13 protein-coding genes are annotated in these 16,608 nt (G+C 65.7%); 8 read left to right on the forward strand and 5 right to left on the reverse strand.

The window, feature by feature from the left end; genetic code table 11:
• Window positions 1–5: 5 nt before the first annotated feature.
• The 5 genes from mmsB to ACB039_RS02780 form a co-directional block, all read right to left on the reverse strand.
• Window positions 6–926: a 3-hydroxyisobutyrate dehydrogenase gene (gene mmsB, locus ACB039_RS02760; RefSeq protein WP_371165083.1), complete on the reverse strand. Its 921-nt coding sequence runs from the start codon at window positions 924–926 to the stop codon at window positions 6–8.
• A 72-nt stretch (window positions 927–998) separates the two neighbouring features.
• Window positions 999–2,111 (reverse strand): enoyl-CoA hydratase/isomerase family protein, encoded by a 1,113-nt coding sequence (locus ACB039_RS02765; protein WP_042650367.1) that lies wholly within the window; start codon window positions 2,109–2,111, stop codon window positions 999–1,001.
• Entirely contained in the window at window positions 2,104–2,901 is a 798-nt protein-coding gene (locus ACB039_RS02770) for an enoyl-CoA hydratase (RefSeq protein WP_042650368.1), read from the reverse strand. Before ACB039_RS02770 ends, ACB039_RS02765 begins: the two co-directional genes overlap by 8 nt.
• A gap of 115 nt (window positions 2,902–3,016) precedes the next feature.
• Complete coding sequence (locus ACB039_RS02775; protein WP_161507237.1) at window positions 3,017–4,174, reverse strand: acyl-CoA dehydrogenase family protein; 1,158 nt, start codon at window positions 4,172–4,174, stop codon at window positions 3,017–3,019.
• 80 nt (window positions 4,175–4,254) lie between these two features.
• Window positions 4,255–5,766, reverse strand: a complete 1,512-nt coding sequence (locus ACB039_RS02780) for a CoA-acylating methylmalonate-semialdehyde dehydrogenase (protein WP_042650370.1) — start codon at window positions 5,764–5,766, stop codon at window positions 4,255–4,257.
• A 276-nt stretch (window positions 5,767–6,042) separates the two neighbouring features.
• Here ACB039_RS02780 and ACB039_RS02785 point away from each other — a divergent pair, with 276 nt between their 5' ends.
• From ACB039_RS02785 to ACB039_RS02820, 8 genes are all read left to right on the forward strand, one after another.
• A complete protein-coding gene (locus tag ACB039_RS02785; protein WP_226169354.1) occupies window positions 6,043–7,191 on the forward strand; it encodes an isovaleryl-CoA dehydrogenase in 1,149 nt (382 codons plus the stop codon).
• A gap of 55 nt (window positions 7,192–7,246) precedes the next feature.
• A complete protein-coding gene (locus ACB039_RS02790; RefSeq protein WP_226169356.1) occupies window positions 7,247–8,881 on the forward strand; it encodes a carboxyl transferase domain-containing protein in 1,635 nt (544 codons plus the stop codon).
• A 10-nt stretch (window positions 8,882–8,891) separates the two neighbouring features.
• Window positions 8,892–9,746: an enoyl-CoA hydratase-related protein gene (locus tag ACB039_RS02795; RefSeq protein ID WP_042650373.1), complete on the forward strand. Its 855-nt coding sequence runs from the start codon at window positions 8,892–8,894 to the stop codon at window positions 9,744–9,746.
• Complete coding sequence (locus ACB039_RS02800; protein ID WP_264160700.1) at window positions 9,743–9,877, forward strand: hypothetical protein; 135 nt, start codon at window positions 9,743–9,745, stop codon at window positions 9,875–9,877. Before ACB039_RS02795 ends, ACB039_RS02800 begins: the two co-directional genes overlap by 4 nt.
• Window positions 9,874–11,835 (forward strand): biotin carboxylase N-terminal domain-containing protein, encoded by a 1,962-nt coding sequence (locus ACB039_RS02805; RefSeq protein ID WP_371165084.1) that lies wholly within the window; start codon window positions 9,874–9,876, stop codon window positions 11,833–11,835. Before ACB039_RS02800 ends, ACB039_RS02805 begins: the two co-directional genes overlap by 4 nt.
• Window positions 11,832–12,803 carry a hydroxymethylglutaryl-CoA lyase gene (locus ACB039_RS02810; protein ID WP_371165085.1) on the forward strand — a complete coding sequence of 324 codons (972 nt, stop codon included), beginning with the start codon at window positions 11,832–11,834 and terminating at the stop codon, window positions 12,801–12,803. Before ACB039_RS02805 ends, ACB039_RS02810 begins: the two co-directional genes overlap by 4 nt.
• 72 nt (window positions 12,804–12,875) lie before the next feature.
• A complete protein-coding gene (locus ACB039_RS02815; protein WP_171273919.1) occupies window positions 12,876–13,289 on the forward strand; it encodes a MerR family DNA-binding transcriptional regulator in 414 nt (137 codons plus the stop codon).
• A 268-nt stretch (window positions 13,290–13,557) separates the two neighbouring features.
• The gene (locus tag ACB039_RS02820) at window positions 13,558–16,461 is read left to right on the forward strand and encodes a DUF748 domain-containing protein (RefSeq protein WP_371165086.1); all 2,904 of its coding nucleotides are present in this window, start codon (window positions 13,558–13,560) and stop codon (window positions 16,459–16,461) included.
• Window positions 16,462–16,608 lie beyond the last annotated feature (147 nt).

The following is a 16,608-nucleotide window of genomic DNA, read 5'->3' on the forward strand; positions in this document are numbered from 1 at the left end:
CCGCGTCACATCGCGCCGGACTTGTCCTGGGATTTATCCAGATAGAGCTCGAGAATGCTGGAGAAATCCTTGCTCTCCCGGCCTTGGCTTGCGTGCAGGTTGAACAGGTTGCGGGCCAGTGCCCCCATGGGCACGGCGCTGTGGGCGTGCTCGGCGAGCGCCATGGCAAGCCCCAGATCCTTGACCATCAGCCGGGTCATGAAGCCCCCCTCATACCCGCGCGACGCGGGGGCGTTCTCCATCACCCCGGGCCAGGGGTTGTAGCGTTCCAGGCTCCAGTTGTTGCCCGAGCTCTTGCCCATGATGATGGAGAGGACGCCCGGATCCAGCCCCTCCTTGACCCCGAGCGCCAGCGCCTCGGCGGTGCCCGCCATGTGGATGGCGAGCAGCATGTTGTTGCACATCTTGGCGATCTGGCCCGCCCCGAGCGCCCCGGCATGGAACAGGTTCTGCCCCATGCAGGCCAGGATGGGCCTGGCCGCTTCAAAATCGGCGGACTCGCCACCGACGATAAAGGTAAGGGTGCCCGCCGCGGCGCCGGTCACACCGCCCGAGACGGGGGCATCGAGGAAGCGGATGCCGCGCGCCTTCGCCGCGTCTCCCACCGCGCGGGCCGAGGCCACGTCTATGGTGGAGCAGTCGATCACCTGCGCCCCCGCCGGCAGCGCTCCCAGCAGATCCTGGCCGCCCCCCTCCGACAGCCAGAGTCCGCGCACATGCTCACCAGCCGGCAGCATGCTGATGGCCAGATCGCAGCCGGTGACCGCCTCGCGGGCATCCCCGGCAGCGATACAGCCAGCGGCGATCGCCTTGGCGACACTCTCCGGCATCAAGTCAAACACGCGCACGGCGTGGCCCGCCCTGGCCAGGTTCGCGGCCATGGGCCCCCCCATGTTGCCGAGCCCGATAAATCCAATCCTTGTCATCAGTTTGCTCCTTGCTCCGTTCGTAATCCGGCCTCTCGGCCAGTGCATCCCTTGCCTGGCAGCGCTGGCCCCTCAGCAGGCCAGGGGATTTTTCCCCTCGGGCCAGCGATAGAAATCGTCGAGCCAGTCAGCACCGGGCCGGGGCGGCTGCCAGCGGGGGGATTTGTCCTTGTCGATGAGCAGTGCCCGCACCCCTTCCACGAAATCCCCCTTGAGCACGCAGTTGACCGAGAGCGCCAGTTCGTCGGCAAACACCTCGGCCAGCGACTGGCGACGTGCCGCCCAGTACTGGCGCCACAGGATGGCGCGACTGATGGGGCTGCCGGTGCGACAGGTGTCGCGAGCCTGCGTCAGGCTCCCTTCGCCAAGGGCGGGATCGAAGACGGCATGGTTCAACCTGTCCAGCACCCCTTGCAGGGAGCGTCCGGCCAGCAGGTCATGGATCCTGGCCTGATGAGGCAGGATCACGGGGGCTGGTAACTGCTCGCGGGCCTCGGCGTGCAACCCGCCCAGCAGTTGATCTATCTGCTCACGTGGATCCTCTTTGGCAGCCCAGTCGAGGGTGGCGAGCCGTGGCAGCAGCTCGGCCCGCTCGCGGCTGGCCATGGCGTGATCCGCCAGCCCCAGCCCCAGAGCATCCGTCCCGTTGAAGCGGGCGCCGGTGAGCCCGAGCCAGAGTCCGAGTCGCCCCGGCATCCGGCTCAAGAACCAGCTGGCGCCCACGTCCGGGTAGAGACCTATGGTCACCTCCGGCATGGCAAACAGGCTCTTCTCGGTCACCACCCGAAAATCGGCACCGGCGAACAGGCCTATGCCGCCCCCCATGCAGATGCCATCCGCCACGCAGACAAGGGGCTTGGTGTAACGGTGGATGTGGTGATCGAGCCGGTATTCCTGCTCAAAAAAATCGCGGGCATAGGCAAAGAGCGCCTGTTCGCTCTCTTCCTGCCGGCGGTAATAGAAGGAGCGAATGTCGCCCCCGGCGCAAAACGCCTTCTCCCCGGCCCCCTGCAACAGCACGCAGACGATGGCAGGATCTTGCTCCCACGCCGTGAGTGCCTCTTGCAGGCGCTGGATCATCGGCAGGCTCAGGGCATTGAGAGAGGCGGGGCTGTCGAGCGTCAAGACACCGATGAGGTACCCGTCCGCCGTGGGATGGGTTGCGACGCGCACGGGGTCAGTCATGGGACTCTCCACTGGGTTTGTCATAGTGCCAGCAGGGGGCCCGCTTCTCCAGGAAGGCGACCACCCCTTCGCGCTGGTTGGCATCGTCAAACAACGCGAGGAACAGGCTGCGCTCCAGCGGCAACGCCGCATCTCTATGGCCGCTGCGCCCCTGGTTGATGAGGCGCTTGCAGGCACGCAGGGCGCTCGGGCTCTGGCGCTCCACCCGCTGCGCCATCTGCTGCGCCGCCGTCCAGGCGTGTCCTTCGGTCACCACCTCCTCCACCAGCCCCATCTCGTAGGCCAGGGTGGCACTCACCTTCTCGCCGCACAGGATCATCCGCTTGGCCCAACCCGGGCCCACCAGCTCGGTGAGACGCTGGGTACCGCCGGCGCAAGGCAGCAAGCCCACCGACGCCTCCGGCAGTCCCAGCAGCGCCTGCTGCTCGGCGATGCGAATGTCGCAGGCCAGCGCCACTTCCAGCCCGCCTCCCATGGCAAAGCCATTGATGGCGGCGATGCTGACGCCGTGGAAGCGGGCCAGCGCCTCGAAGGCACGACCAAAGGCTTCTGCCACTTCGCGAGCGTGCTCCAGGTCGCCGTCGGCAAACATCTTGAGATCGGCGCCAGCGCAGAAGAACTTGTCCCCCGCCCCGCGGATCACCAGCGCCACCACGTCGGGGCGACCATCCAGCTCCACCATCATCTGCAGGAAGGCCTGCAGGCTGGCCAGAGTCCAGGTGTTGGCAGGCGGGTGGTCGAGGGTGATGTAGGCCACGTGACCGTGATATTCGAGCCTGATCCTTGTCATTGCATTGTCCTTGTCAATAAACCTGCCGCCATGATGACAGGGTTGAATGGCGCCTAAATTCGGCTGGTTCACAAAGCCTGACGACGGCACTGCATCCGTCAGAGAGAATGCCCCCCTACTCCAGCGACAGACCCGGGTCTCCCAGCAGGCGGCGGGCGATGATCAGCCGCATCACTTCGTTTGTGCCTTCCAGAATACGGTGTACCCGGGTGTCGCGCAGGTAACGCTCGAGGGGGTATTCGCGGATATAACCATAGCCACCAAAGAGTTGCAGAGCCTCATCGCAGACGCGATAGCCCACGTCGGTGGCAAAGCGCTTGGCCATGGCGCACCAGGCGCTCTTGTCCGGGCTGCCGCTGTCGAGCTTGGCGGCGGCCTGGCGCACCAGCAGGCGGGCGGCGGCGAGCTCGGTGGCCATGTCGGCGAGGCGGAACTGCACGCTCTGGAATTCGCTGATCGGGTGTCCGAATTGCTGGCGCTGCTGCACATGGGCCAGGGCGTCGTCGAGGGCCTGCTGGGCCGTTCCCACCGAGCAGGTGGCGATGTTGATGCGCCCGCCGTCCAGCGCCTGCATGGCAAACCTGAAGCCCTCCCCCTCCTGCCCCAGGCGGTAGCGGGCGGGAATGCGAACCCCGTTGAAGGCGACCTCCCGGGTGGGCTGGCTGTTCCAGCCCATCTTCTCCTCCGCCTTGCCGTAGACAACCCCCTGGCTGTCGGCGGGCACCATAAAGGCAGAGATCCCTTTCGCCCCCTCGCCACCGGTGCGAGCCATCACCACCAGCACGTCGGTACTGCCGGCCCCCGAGATGAAGACCTTGCTGCCCTCGATTAGATAATCATCGCCATCGCGCACGGCGCGGGTCTTGAGGGCGGCGGCATCCGATCCCGCCCCCGGCTCGGTGAGGCAGTAAGAGCCCAGCAGCTCGCCGCTGGCAAGCTTCGGCACCCACTCTGCCGCCACCTCGGCCGGCAGCCAGGTGCCCAGCATCCAGCTCACCATGTTGTGGATGGTCAGATACGCCGTGGTGGAGGTGCAGCCCATGGCCAGACGCTCGAAGACCAGACTGGCGTCGAGCCGCGGCAGGGCCAGCCCGCCGTACTGCTCCGGGGTGTAAAGGCCGCAGAAGCCGAGCGCAGCCGCCTCCTTGATGGTGGCAACGGGGAACTCGTGCTCTTTGTCCCAGCGGGCGGCGTGAGGTTTGAGCGCCTCGTTGGCAAAGGCGGTGGCGGCCTCCATGTAGGCCTGCTGATCCTCGGTCAGGGTAAAGTCCATCTTGTTCGCTTCCTTGTGCTTGTTCGTTCAATCCGAGTGCCCGGTGCCATGGCCCGGACATCATTTGCTGCATCCCGCCGTCAACGCAGGTGGATAGTCATGTTGGGGCCGCTGGGAATGTCCTCGTCGAACCAGCGCTCGGTCACCGTCTTGGTCTCGGTGTAGAAGCGCACCGCCTGCTTGCCGTAGGCGTGCAGATCCCCGTAGAAGGAGCCACGCCAGCCGGTGAAGGAGAAGAACGGCAGCGGCACCGGGATGGGCACGTTGATCCCCACCTGGCCCACCGCCACCTCGTGACGGAACTTGCGGGCCGCGGCGCCGCAGCCGGTGAAGATCGAGGTGCCATTGCCGTAGGGGTTGGTGTTGATGAGGGTCAGCGCCTCGTCCAGGCTCTCCACCTCCAGGCAGGCAAGCACGGGGCCGAAGATCTCCTCCTGGTAGATGCGCATCCTGGGGGTCACGCCGCGAAACAGGGTGGGTCCCACCCAGTTGCCCACCGGGTAGCCGGGCACGTCACAGAAGCGGCCGTCCAGCAGGCACTCGGCCCCTTCCTCAATGCCTGCTTCGATCAGCCCCTCGACTCGTACCTTGGCTTCCGGGCTGATAAGAGGGCCGTAGGCCGCCTGTGGATCGTGCCAGACCCCGGGTTTCACCTTGGCAAACTCGGTGGCAAGCTCCGGGATCCAGTCGCGGGCACTGCCCACGAAGACCGCCACGCTGATGGCCATGCAGCGCTGACCGGCGGCGCCCACCCCTGCTCCCACCAGATTGCTCAGCACCTGCGCCTTGTTGGCATCCGGCATGATCACCATGTGGTTCTTGGCACCGACGAAGCACTGGGCGCGCTTGAGGTGTTCGGTGGCGGTGCGATAGACGTGCGCCCCGACCCGGGCCGAGCCGACGAAGCTGACCGCCTTCACATCCGGATGACTCAGCAGCGCATCCACCTGCTCGGCGCCGCCGTGCACCACCGAGAGGATGCCCGCTGGTGCCCCCGCCTCGGTGAACAGCTCGGCCAGGCGCATGGGGGTCAGGGGATCCTGCTCGGAAGGCTTGAGTACAAAGCCGTTGCCGCAAGCCACCGCCAAAGGGAACATCCACAGCGGTATCATGGCCGGGAAGTTGAACGGCGTGATGCCGACACAGACCCCCAGCGGCTGCACCCAGGAGTGGCCATCCACCCGGCGCGCCACGTTGCCCATGGTCTCCCCCATGGTCTGGCTGGCAATGCCGCAGGCCTGCTCCACCACCTCGATGCCGCGCCAGACGTCCCCCTTGGCATCCGCCAGGTTCTTGCCGGTCTCCCGGGCCAGCAGGGTCGCCAACTCGTCATGATGGACTTTCAGCAGATGCTGATAGTTGAACATGACCCGGGCCCGCTCGGGGGCCGGTACCTCTCGCCACAGCAGGTAGGCCTGCTGGGCGCGGCGCACCGCCAGCTCCACTTCCTCGGCGGTGGCCCTCGGCACCCGCGCCAGCAGGCTCTGATCCGCCGGGTTGGTCACCTCGATCCAGGCCTCGCTCGCGGAGGAGTACGCCTCGCCGCCAATATAGAGCGGCAGATCGCCGTACTGGGTGTGGTATTGGCTCATGCCGCACTCTCCTTGGCTGCACACTGGCTGGCACTACGCCAGGCCCCCTCAGGCAGACCGGCAGGCCGGATGCACTCGCTGCTCATCTTGCTCACTCCTTGTGTTTGCCCGCACGGGGAATGCCCCTTGCAGTCGGCACTCAACGAATTTACCTTAGACTAACAATTCATTTACGTTTACGCTAACGTAAACTTAAATCACAGATGGACTGACCAGTTAACCCTCCTTTTTCAGGAGCGTGGCACCGGTGAGCACCACAAACCAAGGAGAGCAAGGATGCATGCCCTGATGGATGAAACCCTCCGCGCCCTGACCGAGCAGGTCGAGGCCTTCTGCCAACAAGTCATAGCGCCGCGCGCCGCCGAGATTGACCAGAGCAACGCCTTCCCGCGCGACCTCTGGCCACAGATGGGTGAGCTCGGGTTGCACGGCATCACGGTGGCGGAAGAGTATGACGGGGTAGGCCTCGGCTATCTGGCCCATGTGCTGGTGATGGAGCAGGTGAGCCGCGCCAGCGCCTCGGTCGGCCTCTCCTACGGCGCCCACTCCAACCTCTGCATCAACCAGATCCACCGCCACGGCACCCCTGATCAGAAGGCCCGCTATTTACCTGATCTGGTCAGTGGCAAGCACGTGGGGGCGCTGGCCATGAGCGAGCCTGGGGCCGGCTCCGACGTGGTCAGCATGCGCCTGACCGCCGTGCGCGAGGGCGATCACTTCGTGCTCAATGGCAACAAGATGTGGATCACCAACGGTCCGGATGCCGACACCTTCGTCATCTATGCCAAGACCGATCCGGCCGCCGGGGCCAAGGGGATCTCCGCTTTCATCGTCGAGGCGGGCACCCCGGGATTCACCACGGCCCAGAAGCTCGACAAGCTCGGCATGCGCGGCTCCAGCACCTGCGAGCTGGTGTTCGACCACTGCGCCGTGCCGGCAGAGAACCTGCTCGGCGCCCTGCACGGCGGGGCCCGGGTGCTGATGAGCGGTCTCGACTACGAGCGGGTGGTGCTGGCCGCCGGCCCCCTTGGCATCATGCAGGCCTGCATGGACGTGGTGCTGCCCTATGTGCGCGAGCGCAAGCAGTTCGGCCAGGCCATCGGCGAATTCCAGCTGGTGCAGGGCAAGCTCGCCGACATGTATACCCGGCTCGCCAGCAGCCGCGCCCTGGTCTATTCGGTGGCAAGCGCCTGCGACCAGGACCACACCAGCCGCAAGGATTGCGCCGCCGCCATCCTGTTTGCCGCCGAGAACGCCACCCAGATGGCGCTCGATGCCATCCAGTTGCTCGGCGGTAATGGCTATATCAACGAATACCCCACCGGTCGTCTGCTGCGGGACGCCAAGCTCTACGAGATAGGGGCAGGCACCTCCGAGATCCGCCGCTGGCTCATCGGCCGCGAGCTGATGGGGGATAACGCATGATGCTGCTCCCTTTGTCACCTGCCATCGGCAACAACAACCAGATGGGAGAGATCACATGAGCCAGATCCACTCCCGCCTGGATACCACCAGCGCCGAGTTTGCCGCCAACAGGACAGCGATGCAGGGGTTGGTCGAGGATCTCAACGCCCGCCTCGCCGAGATAGCCCTGGGCGGTGGCGCGGCCAACAACGCCCGCCATCAGGGGCGCGGCAAGCTGTTGCCCCGCGAGCGCATCAACCAGCTGCTGGACCCGGGCTCCCCCTTCCTCGAGCTCTCGGCGCTGGCCGCCTGGCAGGTCTATGACGAGTCGGTGCCCGCCGCCGGCATCATCACCGGATTGGGCCAGATTGCGGGCCGGCTCTGCCTGCTGGTGGTGAACGACGCCACCGTCAAGGGAGGCACCTATTACCCGCTCACGGTGAAAAAGCACCTGCGTGCCCAGGCCATCGCCGAGCGGCTGCGCCTCCCCTGCCTCTATCTGGTGGATTCCGGCGGTGCCTTCTTGCCGATGCAGGATGAGGTGTTCCCCGACCGGGACCATTTTGGCCGCATCTTCTATAACCAGGCCCGCATGTCGGCCCAGAACATCCCCCAGCTGGCCGTGGTGATGGGGCTGTGCACCGCAGGCGGCGCCTACGTGCCCGCCATGGCGGACGAGTCGATCATGGTCAGGGAACAGGCCACCATCTTTCTGGCGGGCCCGCCGCTGGTCAAGGCCGCCACCGGCGAGGAGATCAGCGCCGAGGCCCTGGGGGGGGCCCTGGTGCACTGCGCCCACTCCGGGGTGGCCGATCACCTGGCCGAGGACGATGCCCATGCCCTGGCCATCGCCCGCACCCTGGTTGGCAATCTTGGGGATCCCCCCTCGCAATCGAGAGATGTTCCGGTGTTGGGCTTCGCAAGCTCAGCACCAACCTTCGATGAACCGCTCTATCCCATCGAGGAGCTCTACGGCCTGGTGGGCACCAGCCTCAAGCGCCCCTACGACGCCCGGGAACTCATCGCCCGCCTGGTGGATGGATCCGTGTTCGATGAATTCAAGGCGCTGTTCGGCACCACGCTGGTCACTGGGTTTGCCCGCATCCAGGGCATGCCCGTGGGGATCCTCGCCAACAACGGCGTGCTCCACAGCGATAGCGCCCAGAAAGGGGCCCACTTTATCCAGCTGTGCAACAAGCGCGCCATTCCCCTGCTGTTCCTGCAGAACATCACCGGCTTCATGGTGGGCAGTCAGGCGGAAAAGGAGGGGATCGCCAAGCACGGTGCCAAGCTGGTCACCGCCGTGGCCTGCAGCCGGGTGCCCAAAATAACCCTGATCGTCGGGGGCAGCTTCGGCGCCGGCAACTACGGCATGTGCGGCCGCGCCTATGAGCCCGATTTTCTGTTCAGCTGGCCCAACAGCCGCATCTCCGTCATGGGGGGCGAGCAGGCGGCCAACGTGCTGGTGCAGGTGCGTCGAGACAAGCTGGCGGCCGACGGCAAGACCCTGGACGAACAGGAGGCGGATGCCATCCGCGCCCCGGTCATCGCACAGTATGAATGCCAGGGTCACCCCTACTACGCCAGTGCCAGGCTCTGGGACGATGGCGTGATCGATCCTGCCCAGAGCCGCACCGTGCTGGCCCTGGCGCTGGCCGCTTGCCAGGGAGCCAATCCCGGGCCCGAGCAATACGGCATCTTCCGGATGTAAGGAGTTCGACATGTCAGATCCACTGTACAATGACCCCCTGGCAGGCTGTCGGCTGGAGCGCCACGGTCCGCTGGTTGAGCTGGTGTTGGCACGCCCCGCCCGCCACAACGCCCTCGATGCTGATCTGATGCAGGAACTGCTCGATTGCCTCGATGATCTGGCCCATCGCCACGGCCAGCCGCTGGCCGAACGCCCCCATGTCTTGCTGCTGCGGGCAGAGGGCCGGCACTTTTGTGCTGGCGCCGACCTCAACTGGATGCGCAACCAGCTTCAGGGCGACTTCGATCCCACCTCGTTTGAAAAGAACCGGGAAGATGCCCGGGTACTGGCCAGGCTGATGCAAGCCCTGGACGAGCTCCCCTTCCCCACCGTGGCGCTGGTGCAGGGGGCGGCCTATGGCGGGGCCCTCGGTCTGCTCTGTGCCTGTGACATCGTACTGGCCAGCGACGACGCCCGCTTCTGCCTCTCCGAGGTGAGCCTGGGGCTGGTACCTGCGGTGATCAGCCCCTATGTGGTACGCGCCATGGGAATGCGTCAGGCCCGCCGTTACATGCTGAGTGCCGAGCCCTTCGATGCCATCACCGCCTGCCGCCTCAACGTGGCGCACCGGCTCTGCACGCCGGATCAGCTGCTCTCGGAGGGCCGGGCCTTGGGCATGCGGCTGTGCCGCAACGGCCCGGAGGCAATGAAGGAGACCAAGCGGCTGCTGGCCGCCATAGAGCACCAGCCCGGCCATCAACACGAAGAGATAACCGTCGAGACCATAGCCCGGGTACGGGTCGGACTCGAAGCCCAGGAGGGGATGCAGGCCTTCTTCGACAAGCGCCCCCCCAGCTGGCGCCCCCGTTTCAAGGATGAAACATGACTCAATACCAGCCCATCAAACGCCTTCTTGTCGCCAGCCGCGGCGAGGATAACCGGGGGGCGGATCAATGCCTTGCCCCCCTCGATCTCTTCATGAACGAGTGTGCCTTTATTCACCAGGAGCAGACATGACACATCAGGCTCCCATCAAACGCCTGCTGATCGCCAATAGAGGCGAAATCGCCGTGCGCATCATCCGGACCGCCCGCCGCCTCGGCATTCACACCATCGCGCTCTACTCGGACGCCGACGCTCGCGCCATGCATGTGCGGGAAGCCGACGAGGCCTGGCACCTGGGGCCCGCCCCCGCGCGGGAGAGCTACCTCGACGCCGCCAAGGTGCTGAAAATTGCCAACGCGGCCGAGGCCGACGCCGTGCACCCCGGCTACGGTTTTCTGTCGGAGAACAGCGACTTTGCCAGCGCCTGCGCCAGCCAGGGGCTGCGCTTTATCGGCCCAAGTGGCGCCGCCATCCTCGCCATGGGGGACAAGTCCGGCGCCAAGGCGCTGATGCAGGCGGCCGGCGTCCCCGTGCTGCCCGGCTATCACGGCGCAGATCAGGGAACGGCGCTGCTGCGTGATCAGGCGCACCAGGTCGGCTTCCCGCTCCTTATCAAGGCCGCCAGCGGTGGCGGCGGCAAGGGGATGCGCCGGGTCGAACAGCCAGGCGAGTTTGACGAGGCGTTGGCGGCGGTGAAACGGGAAGCCCTGGCCGCCTTCGGGGATGACAGGGTGCTGCTCGAGCGCTACCTGGCCCGCGCCCGTCACGTGGAGGTGCAGGTCTTCGCCGATACCCTCGGCAACGCCATCTATCTGGGGGACAGGGACTGCTCCTTGCAGCGCCGCCATCAGAAAGTAATAGAAGAAGCCCCCGCGCCGGATATAGCACCCACGCTTCGCCGCGCCATGGGCGAGGCCGCCGTGGCCGCCGCCCGGGCCATCGACTATGTGGGGGCCGGTACCATCGAATTTCTGCTGTGCGGGGACGAGTTCTTCTTCATGGAGATGAACACCCGGTTGCAGGTGGAGCACCCGGTCACCGAGGCCATCACCGGCCAGGATCTGGTGGCCTGGCAGTTGGCGGTCGCCGAGGGCAAGCCGCTGCCGCTGACTCAGGAAGAGGTAGTGCTGCGCGGCCATGCGGTGGAGGCGCGCCTCTACGCCGAGGACGTGGGGGCAGGCTTCTTGCCCGCCAGCGGTCCCATCCAGTGGCTGCAGTGGCCACAGGGGGTGCGCATCGACACCGGCGTCGCCGCTGGCGATGAAGTCAGCCCCTATTACGATCCCATGATCGCCAAGCTGGTCGCCCACGGCCAGAGCCGGGCCGAGGCCTTCGCCAGGCTGGCCGATGCCCTGGCGGCCCTGAGTCTCGGCCCCCTGGTGCACAACGGCCCGCTGCTGCTGCGCCTGTGCGAGGAGCCGGACGTACTGGCCATGGCACACCACACCCAGTGGCCCATTCCGACCGAATCGCTGGCCACCCCGACCCTCGCCTGGCCGCTCGCCACCCTCTGGCTCGCCAGCCGCACCGGCCCCTCCCCCTGGCAGCAGGCCCCCGGTTTTCGGTTGGGCGACCTCAGAAGCCTGACGGCGGCGGTGCGGATCGGCGAGGAGGCCCGGGTGCTGACCCTTGCCGAGCGCGCCGGTCGGCTCACATGGCAAGGGGAAACCTACCCCTATGAGCTAGGTGTGGATCATATCCGCCTGCAGCGGGCGGGCCGCTGGGTACGCTGCCCCATTACCCCGGCGGCAGACGCGGCTTTCGTGCTGCAGCTGGATGGCCGGCGCATTCCCTTCGCCGCCGATGATCAACGCCATCGACCACATCATGATCACGACACGGCCCAGGGCGCCGTGGCCCCCATGCACGGCATGGTGGTGGCACTGCTGGTCGAGGTCGGGCAATCCGTCAGCAAGGGGCAATCCCTGCTGGTGCTGGAGGCGATGAAGATGGAACACGTCTTGAAAGCAGACAAGGAGGGGGTGATCACCGCCCTCTCCTGCCGCCAGGGGGATCAGGTGAGCCAGGGCGCCGTCCTGGTGCACTTTGCCGACCCAGGCGCAGAGAACGCTGAGGGAGGTGCAGCATGAGCAAGGAGCATGGCACGCCCGTCGACAGGGTCAGCCTGGTGGAGGTGGGCCCGCGGGATGGCCTGCAGAACGAACCCCGCCTGTTGTCGCTGGCGCAGCGGCTTCTGCTTATCAACCGCCTCGCAGAGAGCGGCCTGCAGCGGATCGAGGTGGGGGCCTTCGTCTCCCCGAAGCGAGTGCCGCAGATGGCGGACTCCACCGAACTGTTCAAGGCCCTGCCGCGCAAGGGACCTACCCGCTATGGTGCCCTGGTGCCCAATTTGCAGGGCCTGCAGGCCGCGATCCAGGCCAGGGTCGACGAGATTGGCCTCTTCACCGCCTGCTCAGACGGCTTCACCCGCGCCAACATCGGCATCGGCGTCGAAGAGTCACTGATCCGCTTCGCCCCTCTGGTAGCTGAGGCTCGCCGCCTCGGCATCAAGGTGCGGGGTTACCTCTCCACCGTCATCGCCTGTCCCTATGACGGCCCGACCCGCCCGAAACGGGTCGCCGCCCTGGCCGAGCAGCTGCTGGATCTCGGCTGCCACGAGATCTCGCTCGGCGACACCATAGGAACAGGCACCCCGGGCACCGTCGCCCCCATGCTGGATGCGGTGCTGCACGAAGTGCCGGCCGGCCGGCTCGCGGTGCATTTTCACGACACCTATGGCCAGGGGCTCGCCAACCTGTTGCCGGCACTCGAGCGCGGAATCCGCACCATAGACTGCTCGGTGGCGGGGCTGGGTGGCTGCCCCTATGCCCCCGGGGCCTCCGGCAACGTCGCCTCGGAGGAGGTGGTCTATCTGCTGCACGGCCTTGGCATGAGCACGGGGGTAAACCTCGACAAGCTGGCCGCCACCGGTCAGTGGGTGAGCGAACTGCTCGGCCGTCCCAACGGCTCGCGAGTCGGGCAGGCGCTCCATGCCAGGGCCAGAGAGCTGCAGCCAGGACTCGATGAGATAGCACAAGGAGAGTGCCATGACCCCTGAAAACGCCCCCGCCAGAAAGAAGAGCGGCAGCATGTCGTCATGTCAGGAGGTTGACCCATGCAGGATCAGGCCATGAGAGCCGGCAACCTCTGCGGCAAGGAGAGAACCTACAGCATCTCCGAGCTGGCTCAGGAGTTCGACATCACCCCGCGCACCATCCGCTACTACGAGGACGAGGGGCTGATCACCCCGGCCCGGGAGGGGCAGACCCGCATCTACAGCCACAAGGACAGGATCCGCCTGAAATTGACCCTGCGTGGCAAGCGCCTCGGCTTCAGCCTGGCGGAGATCCGCGAGCTGTTCGACATGTATGACACCGACCGCTCGAGCCGGATGCAGCTGCACTCCATGATCCAGCTCATTGAGGCCAGGCGTCACTCCCTGCGCCAGCAGCTCGAAGACATCCAGATGGTGATGGCAGAGCTCGACGCTGCGGAGCAGCGCTGCATCCAGTCACTGAGCGGCTTGAAAACCGACGGGGATTGACTGAATCTGGGGGCATCTCGCCCCCGGAGTCCCCTATGTCGCAAAGGTGCATCCCATATGGCAAGCCCCGGCCCAGATCTTGGCAAAATACCCCCATGACCCCACCACGCCAGTCAGTCGCGGCATGCCTGGGTACCCTTGGTGCTTGCCAACGGGCGAAACCTGGCCTGGATCGCGCAATATTTCCCCAACGCGGTCAGAGTGCGGCGCACCTCATGAGTCCTTTCCATGAACAGGGCCCGATTTATTGCTACCATGTGCGCATCCAATGGAGACCATCATGCTCAAGCCTCTGCCCGCTCGCCTGTTGCGTTACGCCCTCTATCTCTGCGCCGCCCTGCTCGTCTCCCTCTCCATCTTGCTCTGGCAAGCCCCCAACCTCATCCAGCGCCACCTGCCGGGCTGGCTCGCCACCCATTATGGTCTGCAGCTCACCCTGGGGAAGATAGAGGTCGGGCTGCGTTCCCCCTCCCTCACCCTGGGGCCCAGCGCCCTGCTCGATGAGCGGCAGCAGCCTCTGGTGTCGTTTGAAGAGCTGAAGGTCATTCCCGCCTTGAAAGCGAGCTGGCAACAGCACGCCCTGGTGCTGGAGGAGCTGACCCTGACCACCCCCAAGGTGGATCTTGTGCGCCTAGCGGATAACAAGGGAGAGGTCAGTTTCAATCTGACCGAGGCCCTGACCCCCCTGCTCGACTCCCTGCAAACCAGGGAGCAAGCAGCATCCACCGGCGAGCCCCTGGTGGTGAGCATCGGCAAGCTGGCCCTGGCCCAGGGGCAATTCCACTACCACGATAGCCGCAAGCAACGCAGTCCGGGCTGGGCGCCGCCCCTCACCCTTGGCAAGCTCGCCCTGCATCTGCCCGATTTTTCCAGCGCGCCGTCGGCCCTCAACCGCTATCAGCTGAGTGCGACCCTCAATGAGAAGAGTCCCCTCAAGGCCGACGGCGAGTTCAACATCATCACGGGGACTGGCAAGGGGCAGCTCAGCCTCGGCAAGGTCGCCCTCGCCCCCTTCTCCCCGCTCTGGGCCCCCTATCTCAAGGCCACACTGGCCAGGGGCGAGGCCAGCGCCGAACTGGCGTACCGGCTCACATCCGGCAAGCAGGGTCTGGCATGGCAGATCTCCAAGGGCAGGCTGACCCTGGCCAACTGGCAGCTCAAGGGTGCCAAGGGCGGCGAATTTGCCCGCTTCAACCAGCTGGCCCTGACCGGGATCCGGGTCGATGGCAGCAAGCAGTCCCTCGATATCGAGGCCATCACCCTCAAGGCCCCCGCCGTCACCGCCGTGCTCGACCACCAGCAGCAGTTGGACCTCGCGGATCTTCTGATCCCCCAGCCAGCCCCCAAACCGGACAAGAAACCGGCCAAACCCGCCAAGCCCTGGCGCTGGCAACTCAAACAGGCCCGCATCAGCCAGGGGGCGCTCAAGCTGACCGAGTCCAGCAGCGGCAAGCCCCTGCTGCGGGATCTCTCCGGGTTGGATCTCACCCTGGGCCCCCTCGGCAGCCAGACCGGCCAACCCAGCCCCCTCACCCTGACCGGCACACTCCCTCCCCAGGCGACGGTGGCCTTTGATGGCACCCTGGATCTTAGTCCCTTCGCCCTGAACGGCACCCTCAAGCAGCAGGGCCTGCCGCTCACCCTGGCGCAGCCCTACCTGCAGGATCTGCTGCGCATCAGCGTGCGGGACGGCATGCTTGCCAGCCGCACCCGGCTGGACCTGGCCACCAACGACAAGGGGGCCCTCAGCAAGCTGGACGTCAGTGGCGGGCTCGACATCGAGGGGCTCGATGTGCTGGATCGGGCCGACAACCAGCGCCTGCTGCAGATAGACAAGCTGCAACTGAGCGGGCTGCACTATGACGGCATCGGCCAGCAGCTGAAGATTGCCGACATCCTGCTGAGCAAGCCCTTCGCCCGCATCGAGATAAGCGAAACGGGCGTCACCAACGTCCAGCAGTTGCTGCTGCCGCAACCGGCCAGCAAGCAGAGCGCGCCCGCACCGCATATCCTCATCGACCAGGTCCGCACCACGCAGGGCAACCTGCGTTTCGCCGACCGCAGCCTGAGCCCGGAATTCGTGGTAGACATCGCCTCCCTTGAGGGCCAGAACCGCCACATCAGCAACACACCGGGCCAACGCTCCGAGCTCGCCTTTCATGGCAAGGTGGACAGGTACGCCCCCGTCACCATCCGGGGGGGCGCCAACCTGCTGATCGACGATCCCGTGCTCGACGTCGCCGTGGCCTTCAACAACCTGGAGCTCACCACCTTCACCCCTTACTCCAGCACCTATGCCGGCTACGCCATCGACAAGGGGCAGCTCTCCATGAAGCTCAACTACAAGTTGCAAGGCAACCGGCTGGAGGGAGACAACGACATCACCATCAAGAAGCTGCAACTCGGCGAGAAGGTCAAAAGCGAGCAGGCCAAGGAGCTGCCGCTGGGGCTCGCCATCGCCCTGCTGAGCGACGCCAGCGGCGTCATCAAGATGAACCTCAAGGTGAAGGGCAACCTGGATCAGCCGGATTTCAGCCTGGGCAACATCTTCTGGGACGTGCTCGGCAACACCTTGAGCAAGGCCATCACCTCCCCCTTCTCCCTGCTGGCTTCCCTGACAGGGGGCACCAAGGATCTCGATGAGCTTCCTTTCCTGCCCGGCGATCCCGCCCTCACCCCGACCCAGCAGAGCAAGCTGACCACCCTGGCTCAGGCACTGAAAGACAGGCCCAGGCTCAGCATGAACATCCGCGGCAAGGTCAACTTCAACGAGGAGCGCCCCATCTTGCAGCGCCAGAAGCTGGAGCGGGTGCTGGCCAAGATCATCGGCAACCCGGTGGATCTCGCCCTGCTGGAGCAGGACCGCGCCCTGCAGAGCGCCCTGGCCGAGGCCTATGAGGCCAAGTTCAACGAAGATCTCGGCACCCTTGCCGATCGACTGAAACTGGATGAGACGAGCCCAGGCCTGCGCGCCCAGGCGGTGATCCTGCTGCGGGACCAGCAGCTGATCACCGCCAAGTCCCTGCGCAACCTCGCCATGCGCCGTGCCCAGAACACCAAGGAGTACCTGGTGGATACTCAGGGCATCACGCCGGATCGCCTGTTCGTGCTCGACAGCCAGGTCAAGGAGAGCGACAAGGAGGCCAAGGTAGTCCTCACCCTGGATAATTGAGCCACGATGATGGCCCCGCGAAGGGGGGATTCCTCCTTCTGGCTCGCCCTCCCTGCCGGTCTTCCTGCTCCCTTCTCTGCTCGCCTCTTTGCTTGCTTCCTTGCTGGCCACACGCCCTTGGCCCTGCACCATCCTTTGCGCATAAGC

It is taken from the genome of Aeromonas sp. S2(2024), assembly GCF_041402505.1.
In the GTDB taxonomy this organism is placed as follows: Bacteria; Pseudomonadota; Gammaproteobacteria; order Enterobacterales; family Aeromonadaceae; genus Aeromonas; species Aeromonas media.

Excerpts from the sequence above, each read along its gene's own strand:
- mmsB (WP_371165083.1), bottom strand. The coding sequence starts at position 926 with ATGACAAGGATTGGATTTATCGGGCTCGGCAACATGGGGGGGCCCATG.
- ACB039_RS02765 (WP_042650367.1), bottom strand. The coding sequence starts at position 2,111 with ATGACTGACCCCGTGCGCGTCGCAACCCATCCCACGGCGGACGGGTAC.
- ACB039_RS02770 (WP_042650368.1), bottom strand. The coding sequence starts at position 2,901 with ATGACAAGGATCAGGCTCGAATATCACGGTCACGTGGCCTACATCACC.
- ACB039_RS02775 (WP_161507237.1), bottom strand. The coding sequence starts at position 4,174 with ATGGACTTTACCCTGACCGAGGATCAGCAGGCCTACATGGAGGCCGCC.
- ACB039_RS02780 (WP_042650370.1), bottom strand. The coding sequence starts at position 5,766 with ATGAGCCAATACCACACCCAGTACGGCGATCTGCCGCTCTATATTGGC.
- ACB039_RS02785 (WP_226169354.1), top strand. The coding sequence starts at position 6,043 with ATGCATGCCCTGATGGATGAAACCCTCCGCGCCCTGACCGAGCAGGTC.
- ACB039_RS02790 (WP_226169356.1), top strand. The coding sequence starts at position 7,247 with ATGAGCCAGATCCACTCCCGCCTGGATACCACCAGCGCCGAGTTTGCC.
- ACB039_RS02795 (WP_042650373.1), top strand. The coding sequence starts at position 8,892 with ATGTCAGATCCACTGTACAATGACCCCCTGGCAGGCTGTCGGCTGGAG.
- ACB039_RS02800 (WP_264160700.1), top strand. The coding sequence starts at position 9,743 with ATGACTCAATACCAGCCCATCAAACGCCTTCTTGTCGCCAGCCGCGGC.
- ACB039_RS02805 (WP_371165084.1), top strand. The coding sequence starts at position 9,874 with ATGACACATCAGGCTCCCATCAAACGCCTGCTGATCGCCAATAGAGGC.
- ACB039_RS02810 (WP_371165085.1), top strand. The coding sequence starts at position 11,832 with ATGAGCAAGGAGCATGGCACGCCCGTCGACAGGGTCAGCCTGGTGGAG.
- ACB039_RS02815 (WP_171273919.1), top strand. The coding sequence starts at position 12,876 with ATGAGAGCCGGCAACCTCTGCGGCAAGGAGAGAACCTACAGCATCTCC.
- ACB039_RS02820 (WP_371165086.1), top strand. The coding sequence starts at position 13,558 with ATGGAGACCATCATGCTCAAGCCTCTGCCCGCTCGCCTGTTGCGTTAC.